Genomic DNA, 22,812 nt, shown 5'->3' on the forward strand with positions numbered 1-22,812 from the left:
AATACAGGGAGAACTCCTCGTGCGTGCCGAAGGGGTCCCTGCACCCCTTGGCCGCGCACAGGTCGCGGAGTCGCTTACCCTGGTTCATCGTGACCGCTGCAACCCCAGAGACAACCGCCCCTGGCCGGTACGACCTCATCGTCGTCGGCTCCGGATTTTTCGGACTGACCGTCGCCGAGCGTGCAGCAACACAGCTGGGTAAGCGTGTGCTGGTGCTCGACCGTCGTCATCACCTGGGCGGAAACGCCTATTCGGAGGCCGAACCCGAGACCGGCATCGAGATCCACAAGTACGGAGCGCACCTGTTCCACACCTCGAACAAGAGGGTGTGGGACTACGTCACCCAGTTCACCGAATTCACGAACTACCAGCACCGCGTGTTCGCGCTGCACAAGGGCCAGGCGTACCAGTTCCCGATGGGCCTGGGTCTGGTGTCGCAGTTCTTCGGGCGCTACTTCACCCCGGACGAGGCGCGGAAGCTGATCGCCGACCAATCCTCCGAGATCGACTCCAAGGAGGCGTCGAACCTGGAGGAGAAGGCGATCTCCCTGATCGGGCGGCCGCTGTACGAGGCGTTCGTGCGCGACTACACCGCCAAGCAGTGGCAGACGGATCCGAAGAATCTGCCGGCGGGCAACATCACCCGCCTGCCGGTGCGGTACACGTTCGACAACCGCTACTTCAACGACACGTACGAGGGCCTGCCCGTCGACGGCTACACCGCGTGGCTCGAGAACATGGCGAAGGACCCGAAGATCGAGGTCCGGCTCGAGACCGACTGGTTCGACGTCCGCGACGACCTGCGCGCGGAGAGCCCCGACGCCCCCGTCGTCTACACGGGCCCCCTCGACCGCTACTTCGACTACTCCGAGGGCGAGCTGGGCTGGCGCACCCTCGACTTCGAGACCGAGGTGCTGGAGACGGGTGACTTCCAGGGAACACCGGTCATGAACTACAACGACGCCGACGTGCCCTTCACCCGGATCCACGAGTTCCGCCACTTCCACCCGGAGCGGGACTACCCGAAGGACAAGACGGTCATCATGCGGGAGTTCTCCCGGTTCGCGGAGAGCAAGGACGAGCCGTACTACCCGATCAACACCCCGGACGACCGCGCCATGCTCACCGCCTACCGCGACCGTGCCAAGGAGGAGATGTCCGCGAACAAGGTCCTGTTCGGCGGCCGTCTCGGCACCTACCAGTACCTGGACATGCACATGGCGATCGCCAGCGCGCTGTCGATGTTCGACAACTCCCTGCGTCCGCACTTCGAATCCGGTGCGGACCTCGTGGGGGAGGCCGAATGAGCGCCCGGCATCTGCTCGAATCGGAGAAGGTCACCGAGGACGCGCCGCTTCTCGGCAAGTCACTGCTGCAGCGGGTGATCCTGCCGCGCGCCGGTGAACCGCTCGACGTCCGCACCCTCTACCTGGAGGAAGCGAAGACCAACAGTCGCCGCGCGCATTCGCTGTCGCGGACGTCGCTGTCGGTCGGCGCCGAGTCCGAGGCGTCGTTCTGCACCTACTTCAACGCGTTCCCGGCCAGCTACTGGCGCCGGTGGAGCACGCTGAACTCCGTGGTGCTGCGGCTCGAGCTGTCGGGGCACTGCCGCATCGACGTGTACCGGTCGAAGGCCGATTCCTCGCGCATCCACGTCGAGGGCCGCGAGTTCCAGGACGGCGACGCCGCCCTCGAGTTCGAGATCGAGCTGGCGCCGTTCGAGGACGGCGGCTGGATCTGGTTCGACATCACCAGCGACACCGAGGTCGTGCTGGAGAGCGCAGGCTGGTACGCGCCGGTCGACGCCCCCGGTGAGGCCACCGTCGCCGTCGGCATCCCCACGTTCAACCGGCCCACCGACTGCGTCAAGGCGCTGACGGCGCTGGCGTCCGACGAGCTCGTCATGGATGTCGTCAAGGCCGTCATCATCCCGGACCAGGGCACCCGCAAGGTCAAGGACGAGCCCGGCTTCGCGGAGGCCGCGGAGGCGCTCGGCGACCGGCTGGCGATGCACGACCAGGCGAACCTCGGCGGGTCCGGCGGCTACAGCCGGATCATGTACGAGGCGCTGAAGACCACCGACTGCCAGCACATCCTGTTCATGGACGACGACATCGAGATCGAGCCCGACTCGATCCTCCGCGCGCTCGCCATGTCCCGGTTCGCGAAGTCGCCGATGCTCGTCGGCGGGCAGATGCTGAACCTCCAGGAGCGCAGCCACCTGCACTCGATGGGCGAGGTCGTCGACCGCAGCATCTTCATGTGGACGGCCGCCCCGAACGTCGAGTACGACCACGACTTCTCCCGCTACCCGCTGAGCGACCGCGAGAACTCCCGCCTACTGCACCGCCGCATCGACGTCGACTACAACGGCTGGTGGATGTGCATGATCCCCCGGCAGGCCGCCGAGGAACTCGGTCAGCCGCTGCCGCTGTTCATCAAATGGGACGACGCCGAATACGGTCTGCGGGCCCGCGCCGCCGGCTACCCGACCGTCACCATGCCCGGTGCCGCGATCTGGCACATGGCGTGGAGCGACAAGGACGACGCCATCGACTGGCAGGCGTACTTCCACCTGCGGAACCGTCTCGTCGTCGCGTCCCTGCACATGCCCGGGAACGGCCGCGGCCTCGTGATCAACACGGTCAAGGCCACGATCAAGCACCTGCTGTGCCTCGAATACTCGACGGTCGCGATCCAGAACCAGGCCATCGCCGACTTCCTGCAGGGTCCCGAGCACATCTTCGAACTGCTCCCCACCGCGCTCGGCAACGTCCACGCGATGCGCAAGGAGTACCCGGACGCCGTCGTCCTGCCGTCGTCGACGAGCCTGCCGATGCCCTCCGGTGAGGAAGTCGGCGCGGTCGGCCTGCCGACGAACCCGCTCGCGAAGATCGTCCGACTCGGTAAGGGCCTGGTCCACAACGTCAAGCCCGCGCACGAGCAGCACCACGAGCGTCCCCAGCTCAACGTGCCCACCATCGACGCGCGCTGGTTCCTGCTGTCCCAGGTGGACGGTGTCACCGTCACCACCGCGGACGGGCGCGGAGTCGTCTACCGCAAGCGCAACCCCAAGCTGGCGCTCGCGCTGCTGAAGGAAGCGATCCGGCTGCGCCGCGAACTGGCCCAGCGATTCCCCGAACTCAAGCGCGAGTACCAGGACGCCGTTCCTGCCCTGACCAGCAAGGAGAGGTGGGAACGTGTCTTCGGCATCCAGTGAGATCCAGATCCTGCAGACCGTCCAGTCGACGATCGCGAGCAGGCCCGGCGTCGTCTCGACCGCGCGGGGCATGTCCCACTTCGGTGAGCACGCCCTCGGGTGGGTGGCCGTCGCCGGCATCGGCGCGGCGCTCGACAAGCCCCGCCGCCGGCAGTGGGCGGGCGTCGCCGTGGGCGCCGTCGGTGCCCATGCGGCCTCGATCGTGATCAAACGCATCGTCCGCCGCCCGCGGCCGAACGACCCGTCGATCCAGGTCAACGTGTCGACGCCCAGCAAATTGAGCTTCCCGTCCTCGCATGCGACATCCACCACAGCGGCTGCGGTGCTGCTCGGCCGACTCACCGGGCTACCCTTGCCTGCGTTGTTGGTACCGCCGATGCTGCTTTCCCGGCTCGTTCTGGGAGTGCACTACCCGACCGATGTGCTCGCCGGATCTGCCCTGGGGGCCGCCTCCGCGGTCGCGGTGCTGAAGGCCGAGCAGAAGTTTGGAGAAAAATGAGCGAGGAACCGGCCGTCGTCACCGGACCCCCGACATCCCTGGCGGCTGGCATCGTCAAGGCCGTCCGCCCGCGTCAGTGGGTCAAGAACGTCCTGGTCCTCGCAGCTCCCGTCGCCGCGGGCACGGCGACGGAATCCGCCGTCCTGCTTCCCGTCGCACTCGCCTTCGTGGTGTTCTGCATGGCAGCGTCCGGCATCTACCTCGTCAACGACGCGATGGACGTCGAAGCGGACCGTGCGCACCCCACCAAGCGATTCCGTCCCATCGCGGCCGGTGTGCTGCCCGTCAACCTGGCGTTCGCGATGGCGGTCGTGCTGCTCGGCGGCTCGATCGCCCTGTCGTTCCTCGCCAACTGGCAGCTGGCGGTCGTGATGGCCGTCTACATCGGCATCCAGCTGGCGTACTGCTTCGGCCTCAAACACCAGGCCGTCCTCGACATCTGCATCGTCTCGTCCGGGTTCCTGCTGCGCGCCATCGCCGGTGGTGTGGCCGCCGAGATCGCACTGTCGCAGTGGTTCCTGCTGGTCATGGCATTCGGTTCGCTGTTCATGGCGGCCGGTAAGCGGTACGCCGAACTGCAGCTCGCCGAGCGCACCGGCGCGAAGATCCGCAAGTCCCTCGAGAACTACACCACGACGTACCTGCGGTTCGTCTGGACGCTGAGCGCCACCGCGGTCGTGCTCTGCTACGGGCTGTGGGCGTTCCAGCAGGACGACCTGAAGGGCACCAACTGGTACGCCATCTCCATGGTGCCGTTCACGATCGCGATCCTGCGTTACGCCGTCGACGTCGACGGCGGCGAGGCCGGGGAGCCCGAGGAGATCGCGCTGGGCGACCGCGTGCTCCAACTTCTCGCGATTGCCTGGATCGGAGTGGTGGGTGTCGCTGTCTACCTCGTCTGACTTGGTAGGCGACGCCGAGGAATCGGGCGCCGCCGCGGAGCGGACCACCGAACGCCACCGGAAGGCCATCCTCTCGAGGGTGGTCTTCCTCGGGGGTGTGGCCGTCTCGGCTCTCCTGATGTTCTGGGGCGCCTGGGAGCGGCGATGGATTGCCGACGACGGTCTGATCGTGCTGCGCACGGTCCGGAACCTGCTCGCGGGCAACGGTCCGGTCTTCAACTCGGGCGAGCGGGTCGAGGCCAACACCAGCACCGCGTGGACGTACATCGTCTACGCGTTCAGCTGGCTGTCCCAGGCCCGGCTCGAATACGTCGTTCTGACGATCGCGCTCATCCTGTCCACGGCGGCGATCGTGCTCGCCATGTTCGGCACCGCACGCCTGTACCGCGGTGGATCCTTCGCCGGCGGCGGCACGCTGTTCCTGATGCCCGCCGGTGTGCTCGTGTACATCGCGGTGCCCCCGGCCCGCGACTTCGCGACGTCGGGCCTCGAAAGCTGCCTCGTCATCTTCTGGATCGCGCTGCTCTGGCTGCTGCTGGTCCGGTGGAGCCAGGCGGCCTCCCCGTCCACCACTTCGGTGCTGACGCTCGCGTTCGTCGCCGGCATGGGCCCGCTCGTGCGGCCCGAACTGGCGATCCTGGGTGTGCTGTCGCTGGCCATGATCTTCCTGGCGCCCGGCCTCACGTGGGTGGTGCGGGTGGCGATGGTGTTCGTCGCCGGCATCGTCCCGGTGGGCTACCAGATCTGGCGCATGGGCTACTACGCCCTCCCGTACCCCAATACCGCGGTGTCGAAGGACGCCGGCGGCGCGAAGTGGTCGCAGGGTTTCGCGTACCTCTGGAACCTGCTCGGCCCTTACCTGCTGTGGCTGCCGCTGGTCTTCCTGTTCGCCGGCGCCGTGATCGCCTGGCGCGGCCGGGACAAGGACATCGAGCATGGTGTTCGTCACACCGAAGGGAATTGGCTGACGCGCCTGCGCGGAGGGCTGCGCACGCAGAATGCCGTGGTCGTCTTCATTCTCGCGAGCGGGCTGATCCTCGGTCTGTACTCGTTGCGCGTCGGCGGCGACTTCATGCACGGCCGCGTTCTTCTCCCCGTTCTGTTCTGTTTCATCGTTCCTGTCGCCGTAATTCCGGTGCGAATTCCGGACCGCGCATCATGGGGGCGTAACAGGGAATCGTCGATTTTCCTGGCAATGGCTTTCCTGTGGGTCGGCACCGTCGTGTGGGCATTTTTCGCGTCGAACACGACGGGAATGCCGGAAGGTGTCGTTATCGGACGTTCCGGAATTGTCGACGAACGCGCCTTCTACGTTCTCAACACCGGTCATGCGCACCCGATTCGCGCGGACGACTACCTGGACTATCCGCGCATGCGCGCGATGGTCCAGACCATTTCGGACACCCCTGACGGCGGCCTGCTCATCCCGTCCGCCGACTACACGTACTGGTTCGTCGTTCCACCGCCCCTTCCGATCCCGGAGGACGGAGCGGGCCACACCGTGTACTTCCTGAACCTCGGCATGACGAGCATGAACGTCGGCCTCGACGTGCGGGTGCTGGACCAGATGGGTCTCGCCTACCCGCTTGCGGCGCACACCGAGCGGTTGGACGACGGCCGTATCGGGCACGACAAGGCTCTGTACCCCGACTGGGTCGTGGTGGACACGGGAATGATCGACAAGCACCCGTGGATGCCCGGATTCCTCGACGAGGATTGGGTGACCGAGGCGCGGGTTGCGCTCACGTGCCCCGAGACTCAGGACCTGCTGACGTCGTACCGGTCGGAACTGACATGGCCGCGATTCAAACAGAATTTCAAGGATGCGCTGCATTTCGCGAGTTATCGAATCGAGCGAGTGCCCGCATATGAAATTCAGCGGTGCAATCTCGAGCCGCCGTTCCCGGAACCGGCCAAATAGGGCGTACCGGGCGGGGCCTGTGTCACCGGGGCGTCCCGGCCAGATCTCGATGTCGGAACATCAGATCTCGTTTGTGTAACGCTGGAACTGTCGGCGACGATGTACGTCGATGATGAGTCATCGTGACGGTGGTCTGGAAGTTCCCCGAAAAGCGCTCCGCGAGCGTTTGTCAGGGAAGTTCGTGTGACATACAGTCCACCAAGCGCAGTGTGACTCGGAAGAGGTCCGCTGCCGGCCCGGCCACGTGCCCGGGGCGGCAGGTCGCCTGTTCCCCGACGGAATCCGCCGGAGCCGCCCAGTTGGCGGAGTCCGCAGACGAAGAGAGTGAGCAGTATTCATGCGTTTTGCCAGACCGAGGTTGTCTCAGCGCCTCAAGCAGCGTGCGATGGCCATCGGCGCCGTCGCACTGGTACTGCCTGTAGGCGCAGGAATCGCTGGTGGAGCCGTTGCTGCAGCAGCACCGACGCACGCGGGGCCCGCCAAGACCGCGCCGGCCGGTGGCTACGAGGAACTGTGGGTTCCCTCTTCCATGGGGCCGATCAAGGTCCAGGTCCAGTGGGCGGCCCGTGGCGGTAGCTCGGCGCTGTACCTGCTCGACGGACTGCGCGCCCGCAACGACCGCAACGCATGGAGTTTCGAGACCAACGCGTTCGACCAGTACCGCAACGACAACGTGACCCTGGTCATGCCCGTCGGCGGCGAGTCCAGCTTCTACTCGGACTGGTACTCGGCGAGCAACTTCAACGGTCAGCCCGTCACCTACAAGTGGGAGACGTTCCTGACCCAGGAACTGCCCGACTTCCTGGCCAATTACGGTGTCTCGCGCACCAACAACGCCGTCCTCGGCCTGTCGATGGGTGGCAGCGCCGCCCTGACGCTCGCCGCGTACCACCGCGACCAGTTCAAGTTCGCCGGTTCGCTGTCCGGCTACCTGAACATCTCGGCTCCCGGCATGCGTGAGGCGATCCGCGTCGCGATGCTCGACGCCGGCCGCTTCAACGTCGACGCCATGTGGGGCCCGCCGTGGAACCCGGCGTGGCTGCGCAACGACCCGTTCGTCTTCGCGCCGCGCCTGAACGGCCTGTCGATGTTCATCTCGGCCGCCAGCGGCCTGCCCGGTGAATTCGATCACCCGCGCGCGCCGATCGACTACTACAACACCGCGAACGGCATGGGCCTCGAGGCCCTCGCCCTGGCCAACACCCGCGCCTTCCAGGTGCGTCTGGCCAGCCTCGGTGTGCCGGCCACCTTCGACTTCCCGGCCAACGGCACGCACTCGTGGCCGTACTGGGGTGCCGAGCTGTGGAAGGCCCGCGGCCAGATCCTGGACACGCTGGGCGCCTGGTGATCTAGACGCCACCACATTCGTGGCGAATGCCGCCCCGCCTCACCGGCGGGGCGGCGCTCGTGCGTTCTGAAGTGCACGGTCCCGGATCGGAGGGTGAGAGGAAAACCTCGGAATCCGTTCCCCCCGGGAGTGCACAACGGGTCCTTTTGTCAGTAAGGTGATCCCGTCGAGACGCCACCCGCGCAGCGAGCGCTGCGCGGGTGGCGTCTGTACGTGAGATTTTCACGAGAGTTATCGAGAGGTTGCCGCGGCCGCGGCGCGAGACGCATCAAGCGGAGGGAAGACGAGTTCATGCGAGTTGGGGGTTCGACGAGAACAAGCGGATGGGCCAGGCGTACCGCCGCCGCAATTGCTCTGGCGGTCGCACTGCCACTGGGCGTGACCATGGTGGGCGGCGGCGCAACGGCCTCCGCAGCCTTCGACCCCGCAGCGCAGGACTTCTGGGTCGACTCCTCCATGGGTCCGATCAAGAGCCGCATCTGGCGGGCCGCTGACGGCAACACCAACCGGGTCGTCTACCTGCTCGACGGCCTGCGCGCGCAGGACGACCTGAGCGGCTGGGAAGTCAACACCGATGCGGGCCCGTTCCTCGCCTCGCAGAACATCAACGTCGTCCAGCCGGTCGGCGGACAGTCCAGCTTCTACTCCGACTGGTTGTCGAACTCGAACTTCAACGGCCAGAAGACCCCGTACAAGTGGGAGACGTTCCTCACCGAGGAACTGCGCGACGCACTGGCGAACCGCCTCGGCTTCCAGTCCACCCGCAACGGCGTCATCGGCCTGTCGATGGGTGGCAGCGCCGCCCTGACGCTTGCCGCCTACCACCCGGAGCAGTTCAACTACGCGGGCTCGCTGTCGGGCTACCTGAACATCTCGGCTCCCGGCATGCGTGAGGCGATCCGCGTCGCGATGCTCGACGCCGGCCGCTACAACGTCGACGCCATGTGGGGCCCGCCGTGGAACCCGGCGTGGCTGCGCAACGACCCGTTCGTGTTCGCGAACAAGCTTCGCGACAACAACACCCGCCTGTGGGTGTCGGCCGCCAACGGCATCCCCGCCCCCGGCGGAGCCGCACCGACCGGCGTCATCGACGTGTTCAACGCGAGCACCGGTGCGAGCCTCGAGGCGCTGTCGCTGGCGAACACGCGTGCCTTCCAGGTCAAGATGGCGACCCTCGGCGCGAAGAACGTCACCTACAGCTTCCCGCCGCGCGGCATCCACACGTGGCGCTACTGGCAGCAGCAGATCCACGATCTGGCCGGGGATCTCGGCAACACGATCGGGTAGCTCGGAAGTAACAATTGCACCAGCTGTAACAGCGCGGCACTCCCACTCGTCTGTTGTTTGCGTGTAGAAAGAACCGGAACGCGAGGCCGTGCTCCGTGTTGGCCTCGACGCGCAGAGAGAGAGTGAACGTCATGCGAGTAGGCCTGTTCAGGGCAGAACGTCAGCGTTCGTCGACCGGAAACGTTCGAAGGCGCGCGCTCGCCTCGCTTGCCGCTGTGCTCGTGGTGCCGGTGGCGGTCGGGTTCACCCAGACCGCCACCGTCTCGGCTGCGCCAGTCGCCGCGCAGGCCCCGGTGGCCACCCAGGCCCCGGGCGGCGCGACGATCCATCACGTCGACTGGCTCACCGACCGTCGCGTGGCGATCTGGATCAACTCCCCGTCGATGGGTGTGCCGATCCAGGTGCAGATGCTGCTGGCGCGGGACTGGAACTCGAAGCCGACGGAGAAGTTCCCGTCCGTCTACATGCTCGACGGCCTCCGCGCGCAGGACAACGAAAACGGCTGGACGCTCGAGACCGACGCCGAATCGTTCTTCGCCGACAAGAACATCAACGTCGTCCTCCCGGTCGGCGGCCAGTCCAGCTTCTACTCCGACTGGGTGGCCCAGGACAACGGTCAGAACTACCAGTGGGAGACGTTCCTCACGAAGGAACTGCCCCCGATCCTCGAAAGCGATTGGCGCACCACCAAGACACGCGGCGTCGTCGGACTGTCGATGGGCGGCACGTCCGCGATGTTCCTCGCGGCCCGCAACCAGGGATTCTTCAAGTTCGCCGCGTCGCTGTCGGGCATGCTCACCACCACGGCGCTCGGCATGCCGCAGGCCGTCGCCTACGCGATGAGCGATGCGGGCGGATTCGACGCGGACGCGATGTGGGGGCCCCCGACCAGCTCTGCGTGGGAGGAACACGACCCCTACCTGCTGGCCGACAAGCTCAAGGGCGTCAGCCTGTACATCTCCAGCGGCAGCGGCACCACGGGTCCGTACGACCAGCCGTCCGGAATCCCGGGCGTCAGCACCAATTACGCGGGCATGGGGCTCGAGATCCTCAGCCGGCTCACGTCCCAGACGTTCGCGACCAAGCTCAACAAGCTGGGCATCCCCGCCCAGGTCAACTACCGGCCGTCCGGCACGCACTCGTGGCCGTACTGGCAATTCGAACTCCACCAGCTGTGGCCGCAGCTCGCCAGCGCCGTCGACGTCGAACCCGAGAAGCCGGTGTGCACCACCGGTGGGTCCATCGCCGGTGTCGCAGGCGCGAACCCGTGGATCGGCGACTGCCTGACCCCCGAGTACAGCCTCGCGGGCGGAACGGTCCAGGACTTCCGCAACGGCCGGATCTTCGTCAAGTCCGACACCGGCGCGCAGCCGGTGGCCGGCGCCATCGGTGGCGTCTACCAGGCGACCGGCGGTCCGGGCGGGTCGCTCGGCTACCCGACGACGCCCGAACTGGCCACCCCCGACGGACGTGGTCGCTTCAACCACTTCGAGCGCGGGTCCGTCTACTGGTCGCCGCAGACCGGGGCGCACGCCGTCCGCGGCGCGATCCGGGACGAGTGGGCACGGCAGGGCTGGGAGGCCGGACCGCTCGGATACCCGGTGGCCGAGGAAGTTCCCACGCCCGGCAAGGACGGCGCAGTGCAGGGCTTCGAGATCGGCGCCATGTACTTCAGTCCCGTGAACGGCACCCACCGCGTGCAGGGAATGATCATGGGCAAGTACGCCGAACTCGGTTACGAGGGCGGCTGGCTCGGATTCCCGAAGACCAGCGAGATCCCCGTCAAGGACGGCGGCCGGTTCAACCAGTTCGAGGGCGGCAACATCTACTGGAGTCCGCTGTCGGGCGCCTGGGCCGTCGAGAACGGACCGATCTTCGACGCCTGGAAGAGCGCAGGCTACGAGGGCGGCCGGCTCGGGTTCCCGATCAGCGACAAGTTCGCCATTCCCGGTGGCGTCCAGCAGAACTTCCAGACCGGTTACGTCACAGTGATCGACAACAAGGCCGAGATTCACTGATGGCCGCACCGTACTAGAAATCTCACGCGCAACGGGCGGAGCCGGGTCCGGCGGACCAGGTTTCCGCCCGATCTGCGTCTGTACCCTGTCGAGAGACAACGACTTGGAAAGCAAGGACGGAAATAGATGCCGCAGCACTCACGTATCAGCACCACCTTCCGACGGTCGATCGCGGTAGGCGCGCTCGCCGTCGCAGCGAGCGGATTGTTGGTCGGGTGCGGTAGCGACGACTCCACGGCGACGTCCAACCCGTCGACCAGCGCGACCACGACGTCCGCGGCCGCGTCCAGTTCCGCCGAGAGTTCGGTGTCCGCCGCACCCAGCGCGAGCGCTTCCGCGTCGGCCTCCGCACCGGTGACGAGCCCCGGCGAGGCGGCCACCGCGCCGCCGGCGCAGCCCGAGGAAGTTCCGGGCGACTTCCCCGGCCCCAGCGAGGTCCCGGTCAGTGCCGACGGCCAGAAGTTCCTCGACGCGCTGAAGGCCAAGGGCATCGAGCCCGCCGCCGACGGCACCATGGCCGTGAGCACCGCCGACTTCATCTGCCAGGCCAAGGCCGAGGGCAAGAGCGACGCCGAAGCGATGGTGTTCGTCACAGCGATGGTCGGCACCGAGGCGTCCGCTGCGGGGAAGGAACTGACCCAGGAGCAGGCGACCGCCAACGCCACGACCTACATGGACGTCGCACACGCGACCTACTGCAAGTAGACGCCGATGTCGGTGACCGGGCGCGGAACGCGGAAGAAGAAGAGCAGCCTCCTGCGCAAACTGCTGGTGCTGATCGTGGTCCTGCTGGTGATTCTCGTCGCAGTGATCGCACTCTGGTATCTGCTCGCAGGGCGGCTGCCCAAACCGATCCCGACGCCGCCCGGTCCCGAGCGTCCCAATGCCCAGCCGGCGAGCTGTCCCGACGTCCAGGTGGTCGTCGTCCCGGGCACATGGGAGTCCAGCGCCACCGACGACCCGTACAACCCGACGGCCAACCCGGCGTCGCTGATGCTCAACGTGTCGCGTCCGCTGCAGGAGCAGTTCGAGTCCTCGCGCGCCGACGTGTACACGGTTCCGTACGTCGCGCAGTTCTCCAACCCGGTCGCGTTCCCGCCGGACGGGCAGCAGTCGTACAACAACAGCCGCGGCGCCGGCACCGCCGCCACCAACGACATCCTGGTCCGCCGGCACGCCGAGTGCCCGCTGACCAGCTTCCTGCTCACCGGCTTCTCCCAGGGTGCGGTCATCGCCGGCGACGTCGCTTCGAGCATCGGCGCAGGTGACGGCCCTGTTCCGGCGGATCTGGTGCTGGGTGTCGGGCTCATCGCCGATGGCCGTCGCGACCCGGCCGCAGCGACGAACGTCGGGCAGCCGGTCACCGGTGTGGGCGCCGAACTGTCCCTGGCCGGTCTGCAGATCCCGGGCATCACGATGACCGGTCAGCGGCCCGGCGGTTTCGGTGACCTCACCGACCGGGCGGTCGAGATCTGCGCCCCCACGGACGGGATCTGCGACGCGCCGGCGCAGGCGCTGAAGCCGAGCAACTGGATCGGCAGCGGGCTGCGTCTTCTCGAGTACAACAACAACCCGGTCCACGCGATGTACAACTCGTACGTCGTCGACGACTCCGGCACGACGGCCACGCAGTGGATCGCCGGATGGGCAGCCGAGAAGATAGAGGCCGCCCCGACCCCGGCCCACAGTTGATTTTGTGGCGGATGGGTTCACCGTGGTCGGTGTGCCGTCAATCGTCCCGAGCAGATGGCCGCGGCGCGTACTCGCCGGTAGTGTGCGTTTCCCGGCACCGGTAGAGTGCTGCACTGTTGCTGCACCACCCGTGCCCGACCCACCGATGTTCACGTCCTGAACGGGGGCGTTACACCACAGGAGAAGCTATTCATGAGTTCCGACGCCAGCTCGTTGCGTAAGTTCCGATTCGCGGCAGGCGGAGAGGGCAACGCGGACGAGGGCGGCGCGCGTCGGTTCGTCAAGCTTGCGCAGAAGGCCGAGGAACTCGGGTTCGACAGCTTCATGATCCCGGACCACCTGGGTAACCAGGTGGGGCCGATCGCCGCGCTCGGCGCGCTCGCGATCGCGACGGACAAGATCCGGCTCGGCACTGCCGTCCTCGCCAACGGCTTCCGGCATCCGGCGATCCTCGCCAAGGACGCCGCCACCATCGACGTGCTGTCGGGTGGCCGCCTCGAACTCGGCATCGGCGCAGGCTGGATGAAGGAAGAGTTCGACAAGGGCGGCATCGACTACGAGCGCCCGGGCGTCCGGATCGCCAAGCTCGAGGAGACCCTGCAGATTCTCGACGTGCTGCTGCGCGGCCAGGAGTGCAACTTCGACGGCAAGTACTACCAGATCAAGGGCCTGACGGGCAGCCCGCGACCGCGGCAGGGTCCGCGTCCCCCGATCGCCGTCGGCGGCGGCGGCCCCAAGATGCTGGCGCTCGCCGCCAAGTACGCCGACATCATCTCCGTAGCGACGCCGACCAGCAAGGAAGGCAAGCTCCTCCTGTCGGGTGTCACGCTCGAGAAGACGATGGAGCGCGTCGACCGGATCCGGGAGGCCGCCGGTGACCGGTTCGACGACATCGAACTGAACTGGACGATCACCACCATCGTCATCACCGACGACCGTGAGCAGACCGCCGAGATGGCGCTCGCCGCACTCGACCAGGGCTTCCCGCCCAACATCGAGGTCGACACCAAGCTGTCCGTCGAAGACATCCTGAGCTCGCCGTATCTCGCGATCGGCAGCTTCGAGGAGATCGCCGATCAGATCCGTATGGTGCGAGAAAAGACGACAATGTCCTACGTCGGTGTGTTCCCCACACAGATGGATGCGTTCGCGCCGATCATCTCGCAACTGAAGGGCGAGTAGACGCAGCGTACCGAGGGCGGCGATGCCAATCTGTAACATATCGATGGTTTGGAATCGATGAACTTATTCGGGTGAGTGGCGTGTTACGTCGTTTCCCACGAGTTTTACAAGATCCGATTCGGCGAAGGAAGTCTGGGGCGCAGTCATGCCGGTGGCATGCCTGTGTGATCGCTTCGGAGGAGATGGAATGAACGCGAAGTTCGATGATTTTATCGACGAGACGGGCCACATCAGGCTCGACTCGGGAAGCACGCTGGTCGACTACGTCCAGCGGCACACCCGGGAGAACTCGGACGAGCTGGCATACCGCTACATCGACTATTCGCGGGACAGAGACGGCGAAGCGCAGGAGCTGACCTGGGAACAGTTCGGCCACCGGCTGCGTGCCGTCGCGGCGCGCCTCCAGCAGGTCACCAAGCCCGGCGACCGTGTCGCGGTCCTGGCGCCGCAGGGTCTCGACTACGTCATCTCCTTCTTCGCCGCCATCCACGCCGGAACGATTTCGGTGCCGCTGTTCGACCCCGACGAACCCGGCCACACCGACCGTCTGCACGCCGTCCTCGGTGACTGCAAGCCTGCCGCCATCCTCACGGCCACCTCCTCCGCCGCGGGTGTTCGACAGTTCTTCCGGTCCCTCCCCGCCGCCGAACGCCCCCGGATCATCGCCGTCGACGCCATCCCCGACAGCGTCGGCGAGTCCTGGGTGCGCCCCGAGATCGATCTCGACGACATCGCGTACCTGCAGTACACGTCCGGCTCGACCCGGGTGCCCGCCGGTGTGGAGATCACGCACCGCGCCGTCGGCACGAACGCGCTGCAGATGGTCGACTCCATCGAGCTGAACGAGAACTCACGCGGCGTCACCTGGCTGCCGCTGTTCCACGACATGGGGCTGCTGACCGTCATCCTGCCCGCCCTCGGCGGCAAGTACATCACCATCATGAGTCCGCGCGCGTTCGTGCAGCGGCCGTACCGGTGGATCAAGGAACTGGCCGCGGTGTCGGACGGCGCAGGTACGTTCGCGGCCGCACCCAACTTCGCGTTCGAGCACGCTGCCGCCCGCGGCCTGCCGAAGAACGGCGAGAGCCTCGACCTGAGCAACGTGATCGGCCTCATCAACGGCAGCGAACCGGTCACCACGTCGTCGATGCGCAAGTTCAACGAGGCGTTCGCGCCGTACGGCCTGCCGAAGACGGCGATCAAGCCCTCGTACGGCATGGCCGAGGCCACGCTGTTCGTGTCCTCCACCCGGCACTCGGACGAGGCCCGCGTCATCTACGTCGATCGCGACGAACTCAACGCCGGTCGCGTCGTGAAGGTGGACCAGGACGCCGAGAACGCCATCCCGCAGGTGTCCTGCGGTTACGTCGCGCGCAGCCAGTGGGCCGCCATCGTCGACCCGGAGTCGCGCATCGAGCAGCCCGACGACCGGGTCGGTGAGATCTGGCTGCACGGCGAGAACATCGGCATCGGCTACTGGGGACGCACCGACGAGACCGCGGAGACGTTCCACAACAAGCTCACCAACCGGCTCGCCGAGGGCAGCCACGCGGAGGGTACGTCCGCGGACGCCAACTGGATGCGCACCGGCGACTACGGCGTGTACATCGACGGTGAGCTGTTCATCACAGGCCGCGTCAAGGACCTCGTGATCGTCGACGGGCGCAACCATTACCCGCAGGACCTCGAGTTCTCGGCGCAGGAGGCGAGCACCGCGCTGCGCCCCGGCTTCGTGGCCGCGTTCGCGGTCCCTGCCAACCAGCTGCCGGCCGTCGTGTTCGAGAACACGCACTCGGGTCTGAATTACGACGCGGACGACTCCTCCGAGCAGCTCGTGATCGTGGCCGAACGCGCACCGGGTGCCGGCAAGGCCGACCCGCAGCCCGTCGCCGACACGGTGCGGGCCGCGCTGTCGACCAGGCACGGGGTCACGGCGCGCGACATCCTGCTGGTGCCCGCGGGCTCGATTCCTCGCACGTCGAGCGGCAAGATCGCCCGCCGGGCGTGCAAGGCGAGCTACATCGAAGGCACCCTGCGCGGCGGATACACGCAGACGGCCTTCCCCGATAGCGTTTCCGAATAGTCCACTTCCTGACGGGTAGCTTGGTGAGTTGATGGCTGAAAAAGATGATGACCGGGTCGGGGCGAGCGAAGCGACGGGGAATGTCACCGGCAGCACAGGTGACATGACGGTCGCGCAGCTGCGCGACTGGCTGCGCAACTGGATTGCCGACGCAACCGGGCAACCGGTCGGTCAGATCACCGACGACCGCCCGATGGAAGAGTTCGGTCTGTCGTCGCGTGACGCCGTCGCACTCAGCGGCGAGATCGAAGAACTGGTCGGAGTCACGCTCACCGCGACGGTCGCCTACCAGCACCCCACCATTGCGTCGCTCGCCACCCGGATCATCGAGGGCGAACCCGAGCAGCCCGACGACTCCGCCGACGCCGCCTACTACGCGTCGGCGCCGACGTCGGACGCGCACGACATCGCGATCGTGGGCCTGGCCGCACGCTTCCCGGGTGCGGGCACGACTCCCGCCGAGATGTGGCAGATGCTCGCGGAGGGCCGCGACGGCATCTCCGACCTGCCCGAGGGCCGCTGGGAGGAGTTCACCTCCGACCCGCAGATCAAGGCCGCCGTGGAGAAGGCCAACACGCAGGGCGGCTACCTCGACGACGTGAAGACGTTCGACGCGGAGTTCTTCGCGATGTCCCCGCTGGAGGTCGCGAACGTCGACCCGCAGCAGCGCCTCGCGATGGAACTGACGTGGGAGGCACTCGAGCACGCCCGCATCCCGGCCAGCGACCTCAAGGGCGAGCAGGTCGGTGTGTTCATCGGCAGCTCGGCGAACGACTACCAGTTGCTCGCCGTCAGCGACCCCGTCCACGCGCACCCGTACGCGCTGACCGGTACGTCGACGTCCATCGTCGCCAACCGGGTGTCGTACTTCTACGACTTCCGCGGACCGTCCATCGCTCTCGACACGGCCTGCTCGTCCTCGCTCGTCGCGGTGCACCAGGCGGTGCGCTCGCTGCGGACCGGTGAGTCGGACCTCGCGCTCGCCGGCGGCGTCAACATGCTCGTCGCGCCGCCCGCCACGCTGGGCTTCGACCAGCTGGGTGTGATGGCCCCCAACGGCCGCATCAAGGCGTTCTCCTCCGACGCCGACGGCATGATCCGCGCGGAGGGCGGCGGTCTCGTCGTCCTGAAGCGCCTCGAGGACGCCGAGCGTGACGGCGACGAGATCTTCGCCGTCATCGCCGGTAGCGCCGTCAACCAGGACGGCCGTTCCAACGGTCTCGCGGCCCCGAACCCGGACGCGCAGGCCGACGTCCTGCGGCACGCCTACCGGGACGCGGGCATCAACCCGGCAGGCGTCGACTACATCGAGGCGCACGGCACCGGCACCATCCTCGGCGATCCCATCGAGGCGGACGCGCTCGGACGCGTCGTCGGTCGTGGACGCGCCGACGACAAGCCCGCCCTGCTCGGCTCGGCCAAGACCAACTTCGGTCACCTCGAGGCCGCCGCGGGCGCCGCGGGTCTGATCAAGGTCGTGCTGTCGATGCGGGAGGACACACTTCCCCCGACGCTGAACTTCGCCGGACCCAACCCGTACATCGCGTTCGACAAGGCGCACCTGCAGGTCATTCCCGAGGGTGCGGCGTGGCCGCGCTACACGGGCGCGGCCGTCGCCGGTGTATCCGGATTCGGTTTCGGTGGCACCAACGCCCACGTCGTGGTGCGCGAGTACACCGGGCCTGCCGTCGACGACACCGCCGAGCCCGCCGACACGGTCGTGCCCGCCGAGGTAGCGGTGGCCGAGACCGAGCCGACGGTCGTCCTCGCGGTGTCCGGTGCGCTGCCGTCGCGCCGTCGCCGGGCCGCCGCCGATCTGGCCGACTGGCTGGAAACGGAAGAGGGCAGCACCACCCCGCTCGCCGACGTCGCCCGCGCTCTCGCGCGCCGCAACCACGGGCGCTCGCGGGCCGTCGTCCTGGCGAAGACCCGATCGGAGGCCGTCACCGGTCTGCGCGCCGTCGCCGCAGGCAAGCCCGGGCAGGGTGTGTTCACCGCGGACTCGCCGTCGTCGAAGGGCGCCGTCTGGGTTCTGTCGGGCTTCGGTTCGCAGCACCGCAAGATGGCCAAGCAGCTGTACCTGGAGAACCCGGTGTTCGCCGCGGCCATCGACGAGGTCGACGCGCTGATCGAGGACGAGGCCGGCTACTCCATGAAGGAGAAGTTCCTCGACGACGCGATCGACTACGACGTCGAGACGTCGCAGGTCGGCATCTTCACCATCCAGATCGGTCTGGCTGCCCTGCTGCGTCACCACGGCGCCRAGGCCGAGGCCGTCGTCGGACACTCGATGGGCGAGGCCGCTGCCGCATACATCTCGGGTGGCCTGCCGCTCGAGGATGCGGTCCGGGTGATCTGCGCCCGGTCCCGCCTTATGGGCGAGGCCGAGGCAACGCTCGAGGGCGACGACATCCGTCTGATGGCGCTCGTCGAGTACAGCGCATCCGAGATCGAGACCGTTTTCACCGATTTCCCGCACCTCGAGGTCTGCGTGTACGCGGCCCCGACGCACACCGTCATCGGCGGCCCGGAGCCTGAGGTCAACGCCATCGTCGCGCGGGCCGAGGGCGAGGAGAAGATGGCCCGCGTCCTCAAGACGAAGGGCGCCAGCCACACCTCTCAGGTCGACCCGCTGCTGGGCGAGCTGGCCGCGGAACTGGCGGGCATCGAACCGACCAAGCTGAAGCTGGGCGTGTACTCGTCCGTCGACCAGGACACCTACTACCGCGCAGGCCACGAGCCGATCCACCGCGAGGAGTACTGGACCAAGGGTCTGCGCCACAGCGTGTACTTCACCAACGCCGTCCGCCTCGCCGTCGGCAGCGGGCACACCACGTTCGTGGAACTGGCGCCCAACCCGGTGGCCCTGATGTCCGTGGCCGCCACCGCGTTCGACGCCGGCCTGCACGACATGCAGCTCATCCAGACGCTCAAGCGCAAGGAGGACGAGCCGCTCGGTGTCCTCGCCGCGCTCGCACAGCTTTACGTCCACGGGCACGCCGTCGACCTGTCCTCGCTGCTGCCCGAGGGCGACTTCGCGGCCGTTCCGCGCACCGCGTGGATCCGCAAGCCGTACTGGGTGGAGACCCGGATCGACTCGAGCGGCAACACCCGTGTTCCGGGTGCGCACGTGTCGCTGCCCGACGGCCGCCACGTATGGGAGGTCCAGGCCGGCGCGGTCACCGACCTGCCCGCCCTGGTCACCGCCGCCGCGTCGCAGGTGCTGTCGGACGTGACGCTCGCCGCGTCCGTCCTGCACGCCGACGCGCCCGCCGAGGGAACGCTCACCACCACGCTCAACCCGCATCCGGGTGGCGCGTCGCTGCAGGTGCACGCGAAGAGCGGTGCGAGTTTCACGCTGCTGTTCGACGCCGCCGTCACGTCCGGTGAGGCATTGCCTGAACCGGTTGTCGGGGCGAGCCAAGCGACGGGGAATGTTGGTGCGGCGCCGGTGCAGACGACGTCGCCGGTGGAGGAGCTGCCCGAGGTCGTCGAGGACATCGGCGAGAAGTGGGACCCGAACGGTTCGCAGACGCTCGAAGACCGTCTCGCGCTGATCGTCGCCGAGTCCATGGGTTACGCCCCGGAGGACCTGCCCGCCGAGATCCCGCTGATCGAGCTGGGACTCGATTCGCTGATGGCCGTCCGCATCAAGAACCGCGTCGAGTACGAGTTCGACATCCCGCAGCTGCAGCTGCAGGCGGTCCGTGACGCGAACCTGATGGAGGTCGGCAAGTACCTGCGCTACGCGGTCGAGAACCGCGAAGAGGTGCAGGCCCTCGCCGACAAGCAGAAGGCCGAGAAGGAAGCCGAGGAGGCCGCGGAGGCCGGGGAGGCCGACCGTGATGCGGAGGCCGCTCGTGACTCCCAGGGCGCCGCGGCCCCGCTCGACGCCGAGGACACGTCCGTGGAGGCGGAGGCCGAGGCGATCATCGCGGCCACCCCTGTCCCGGAGGCTGCGCCCGAGGAAACCGCCGTGGACAGCAAGGAAGCGTTCGCCGAGGCGACCGGCACCGACGTTCCGCCGCGCGACGCCGCCGAACGTCTGACGTTCGCCACGTGGGCCGTCGTCACCGGCGAGTCCGCCAAGGGCATCTTCAACACGCTGCCGATCCTGAACGACGAGACGGCGGAGAAGCTGGCGGCACGGCTGTCGGAGCGCGCGAACGGTGAGATCACGTTCGACGACGTCCTCGATTCCACCACCATCGAGGAACTGGCCAATGTGGTGCGCGGCTTCCTCGAGGATTCCGGCAAGATCGACGGGCTGGTCCGCGCGCTGCGGGCTCGCCCGGAGGGATCCGACGCCGTCCCGGTGTTCGTGTTCCACCCGGCAGGCGGGTCGACCGTCGCGTACGAGCCGCTGCTGAAGCGTCTGCCCGAGGGCACGCCGATGTACGGGTTCGAGCGCACCGAGGGGCCGATCGATGTCCGCGCGGCGGAGTACCTGCCGTTGATCCGCGAGATCCAGGGCGACGGACCGTACGTGCTGTACGGCTGGTCGCTGGGCGGTGTGCTGGCGTACGCGGTGGCGAAGCTGCTGCGCGAGTCGGGTGCGGACGTCCGGATCGTCGGCTTGATCGACACGGTCATGGCCGGGGAAAAGGTGGAGGACACTCCCGACGAGATCCGTAAGCGCTGGCAGCGGTACGCGGCGTTCGCGAAGAAGACGTACAACGTCGACTACCCGCTGCCGTACGACAAGCTCGCGGCGGCGGAGAGCGACGAAGAGCAGATCAAGATCCTGACGGAACTGCTCAAGCTGAGTGGCACCAAGATTCCGGGCGGAATCATCGAGCACCAGCGCACGTCGTGGCTCGACAACCGGGCCATCCAGACCGCCGAGCTCGAGCAGTACGACGGCGACGTCGTCCTGTACATGGCCGACCGCTACCACGACGACGTGATGAACCTGGAGCCCGCGTTCAAGACCCGGAAGCCGGACGGCGGCTGGGGCGACGCGGTGAAGAACCTGGAGATCATCCACGTGGGCGGCGATCACATCCAGATCGTCGACGAGCCGTACATCGCGAAGGTCGGTGCCGACCTCACCAAGAAGCTGGCGGCGATCCAGGCCGCCGGAACCGGAGCGCATCAATGACCACCACGACCGCAGAGAAGCTTGCCGAACTGCGCGAAAAGCTGGAAACGGCAAAGGAACCCGCGGGCGAGCAGGCTATTGCCAAGCGCGCGAAGAAGGGTATTCCGAGCGCACGCGAACGTATCGACATGCTCCTGGACCCGGGGAGTTTCATCGAGGTCGGCGGTCTGATGCGCCAGCCCGGTGACCCGAATGCGCTGTACAGCGACGGCGTCGTCACCGGCCACGGGACCGTCGAGGGACGCCCGGTCGCGGTGTTCTCGCACGATCAGACCGTGTTCGGTGGTTCGGTCGGCGAGATGTTCGGCCGCAAGGTCGCCGCGATCATGGAGTTCGCCGCGAAGATCGGCTGCCCGTGTGTCGGCATCAACGACTCCGGCGGAGCCCGGGTGCAGGACGCGGTGACGTCGCTGGCCTGGTACGCGGAGCTGGGCCGTCGGCAGGAGCCGCTGTCGGGCATGTGCCCGCAGATCTCGATGATTCTCGGCAAGTGCGCAGGCGGTGCGGTGTACGCGCCGATCAACACGGACGTCCTGGTGGCCACCGAGGAGTCGTACATGTTCGTCACCGGGCCCGAGGTGGTCCGGAAGATCACCGGCGAGGACGTCAGCCTCGACGAACTCGGTGGTGCCCGGAATCAGGCCCAGTACGGCAACCTGCACCATGTGGCGCCCGACGAGAAGGCCGCGTTCGAGTGGGTGCGCAAGTACCTGAGCTTCCTGCCGTCGAGTTGCATGGAGAAGCCGCCGGTCGTCAATCCGGGTCTCGAACCGGAGATCACGGACTCCGACCGCGATCTGGACACGTTCATCCCGGACGCCGACAACGCCGGCTACGACATGCACGACATCCTGCTGCGGATCTTCGACGACGGCGAGTTCCACGAGATCGGCGGGCAGGTGGCGCTGAACATCATCACCGGCTTCGCCCGCGTCGACGGCCGCACGGTCGGGGTGATCGCGAACCAGCCGCTGGTCGCGGCGGGTGCGCTGGACGCGCAGGCCTCGGACAAGGCCGCGCATTTCATCCGCATCTGTGACGCCTTCGACATCCCGCTGGTGTTCGCGGTCGACACCCCGGGATTCCTTCCCGGGCTCGAGCAGGAGCGGATCGGTGTCATCAAGCGCGGTGGCCGGTTCATCTTCGCGTTCGTGACGGCGACCGTGCCGAAGGTGACCGTCGTGATCCGCAAGGCCTACGGCGGCGCCTACGCCGTCATGGGCTCGAAGCAGTTGGGCGCCGACATCAACTTCGCGTGGCCGACCGCCCGCATCGCGGTGATGGGCGCCGAGGGCGCTGTCGACCTGATCGGTCGCAGGCAGATCGAGGCCGCGGGCGAGAACGCGCCCGCCGTCCGCCGGCAGTTGATCAACTTCTACAACGAGAACATCGCGACGCCGTACATCGCCGCGGAGCGCGGATACATCGACGCCGTCATCGAGCCCGCCACCACCCGGCTCGAGATCCGCAAGGCGCTGACGATGCTGCGCGACAAGACGGTGCAGCGTAATCCGCGCAAGCACGACCTGATGCCGCTGTAGTTCGTTCCCGCACCTGCG

At 67.3% G+C, this 22,812-nt stretch carries 14 protein-coding genes; all 14 read left to right on the forward strand.

The window, feature by feature from the left end; genetic code table 11:
- The first annotated feature begins 89 nt into the window (after positions 1 to 89).
- On the forward strand, positions 90 to 1,307 hold the full coding sequence (gene glf, locus AC1DWT_RS01300) for a UDP-galactopyranose mutase (protein WP_206014370.1): 1,218 nt from the start codon (positions 90 to 92) through the stop codon (positions 1,305 to 1,307).
- On the forward strand, positions 1,304 to 3,220 hold the full coding sequence (locus AC1DWT_RS01305) for a glycosyltransferase (RefSeq protein WP_072938608.1): 1,917 nt from the start codon (positions 1,304 to 1,306) through the stop codon (positions 3,218 to 3,220). Before glf ends, AC1DWT_RS01305 begins: the two co-directional genes overlap by 4 nt.
- Positions 3,201 to 3,719 (forward strand): phosphatase PAP2 family protein, encoded by a 519-nt coding sequence (locus AC1DWT_RS01310; protein ID WP_012691118.1) that lies wholly within the window; start codon positions 3,201 to 3,203, stop codon positions 3,717 to 3,719. The genes AC1DWT_RS01305 and AC1DWT_RS01310 overlap by 20 nt, the downstream gene beginning before the upstream one ends.
- Positions 3,716 to 4,621 carry a decaprenyl-phosphate phosphoribosyltransferase gene (locus tag AC1DWT_RS01315; protein ID WP_072938605.1) on the forward strand — a complete coding sequence of 302 codons (906 nt, stop codon included), beginning with the start codon at positions 3,716 to 3,718 and terminating at the stop codon, positions 4,619 to 4,621. The genes AC1DWT_RS01310 and AC1DWT_RS01315 overlap by 4 nt, the downstream gene beginning before the upstream one ends.
- A 1-nt stretch (position 4,622) precedes the next feature.
- Positions 4,623 to 6,542 carry an arabinofuranosyltransferase AftB family protein gene (locus AC1DWT_RS01320; protein ID WP_095862828.1) on the forward strand — a complete coding sequence of 640 codons (1,920 nt, stop codon included), beginning with the start codon at positions 4,623 to 4,625 and terminating at the stop codon, positions 6,540 to 6,542.
- 337 nt (positions 6,543 to 6,879) lie between these two features.
- A complete protein-coding gene (locus tag AC1DWT_RS01325; protein ID WP_072938600.1) occupies positions 6,880 to 7,890 on the forward strand; it encodes an alpha/beta hydrolase in 1,011 nt (336 codons plus the stop codon).
- Positions 7,891 to 8,181: 291 nt separating this feature from the next.
- Entirely contained in the window at positions 8,182 to 9,177 is a 996-nt protein-coding gene (locus tag AC1DWT_RS01330; RefSeq protein ID WP_083395667.1) for an alpha/beta hydrolase, read from the forward strand.
- A gap of 131 nt (positions 9,178 to 9,308) precedes the next feature.
- Positions 9,309 to 11,195 (forward strand): alpha/beta hydrolase-fold protein, encoded by a 1,887-nt coding sequence (locus AC1DWT_RS01335; RefSeq protein WP_206014371.1) that lies wholly within the window; start codon positions 9,309 to 9,311, stop codon positions 11,193 to 11,195.
- A gap of 126 nt (positions 11,196 to 11,321) precedes the next feature.
- Positions 11,322 to 11,900 carry a DUF732 domain-containing protein gene (locus AC1DWT_RS01340; protein WP_095862829.1) on the forward strand — a complete coding sequence of 193 codons (579 nt, stop codon included), beginning with the start codon at positions 11,322 to 11,324 and terminating at the stop codon, positions 11,898 to 11,900.
- Positions 11,901 to 11,906: 6 nt separating this feature from the next.
- Entirely contained in the window at positions 11,907 to 12,887 is a 981-nt protein-coding gene (locus AC1DWT_RS01345; RefSeq protein ID WP_074933804.1) for a cutinase family protein, read from the forward strand.
- A 192-nt stretch (positions 12,888 to 13,079) separates the two neighbouring features.
- Positions 13,080 to 14,069 (forward strand): LLM class F420-dependent oxidoreductase, encoded by a 990-nt coding sequence (locus tag AC1DWT_RS01350; RefSeq protein WP_009477140.1) that lies wholly within the window; start codon positions 13,080 to 13,082, stop codon positions 14,067 to 14,069.
- Positions 14,070 to 14,256: 187 nt separating this feature from the next.
- Positions 14,257 to 16,152 carry a long-chain-fatty-acid--AMP ligase FadD32 gene (fadD32, locus tag AC1DWT_RS01355; RefSeq protein WP_072938582.1) on the forward strand — a complete coding sequence of 632 codons (1,896 nt, stop codon included), beginning with the start codon at positions 14,257 to 14,259 and terminating at the stop codon, positions 16,150 to 16,152.
- A gap of 31 nt (positions 16,153 to 16,183) precedes the next feature.
- Positions 16,184 to 21,253, forward strand: a complete 5,070-nt coding sequence (pks13, locus tag AC1DWT_RS01360) for a polyketide synthase Pks13 (protein WP_477919426.1) — start codon at positions 16,184 to 16,186, stop codon at positions 21,251 to 21,253.
- On the forward strand, positions 21,250 to 22,794 hold the full coding sequence (locus AC1DWT_RS01365) for an acyl-CoA carboxylase subunit beta (protein WP_072938577.1): 1,545 nt from the start codon (positions 21,250 to 21,252) through the stop codon (positions 22,792 to 22,794). The genes pks13 and AC1DWT_RS01365 overlap by 4 nt, the downstream gene beginning before the upstream one ends.
- The last annotated feature ends 18 nt before the right edge of the window (positions 22,795 to 22,812 follow it).

It is taken from the genome of Rhodococcus sp. P4_B6 (assembly GCF_056402215.1).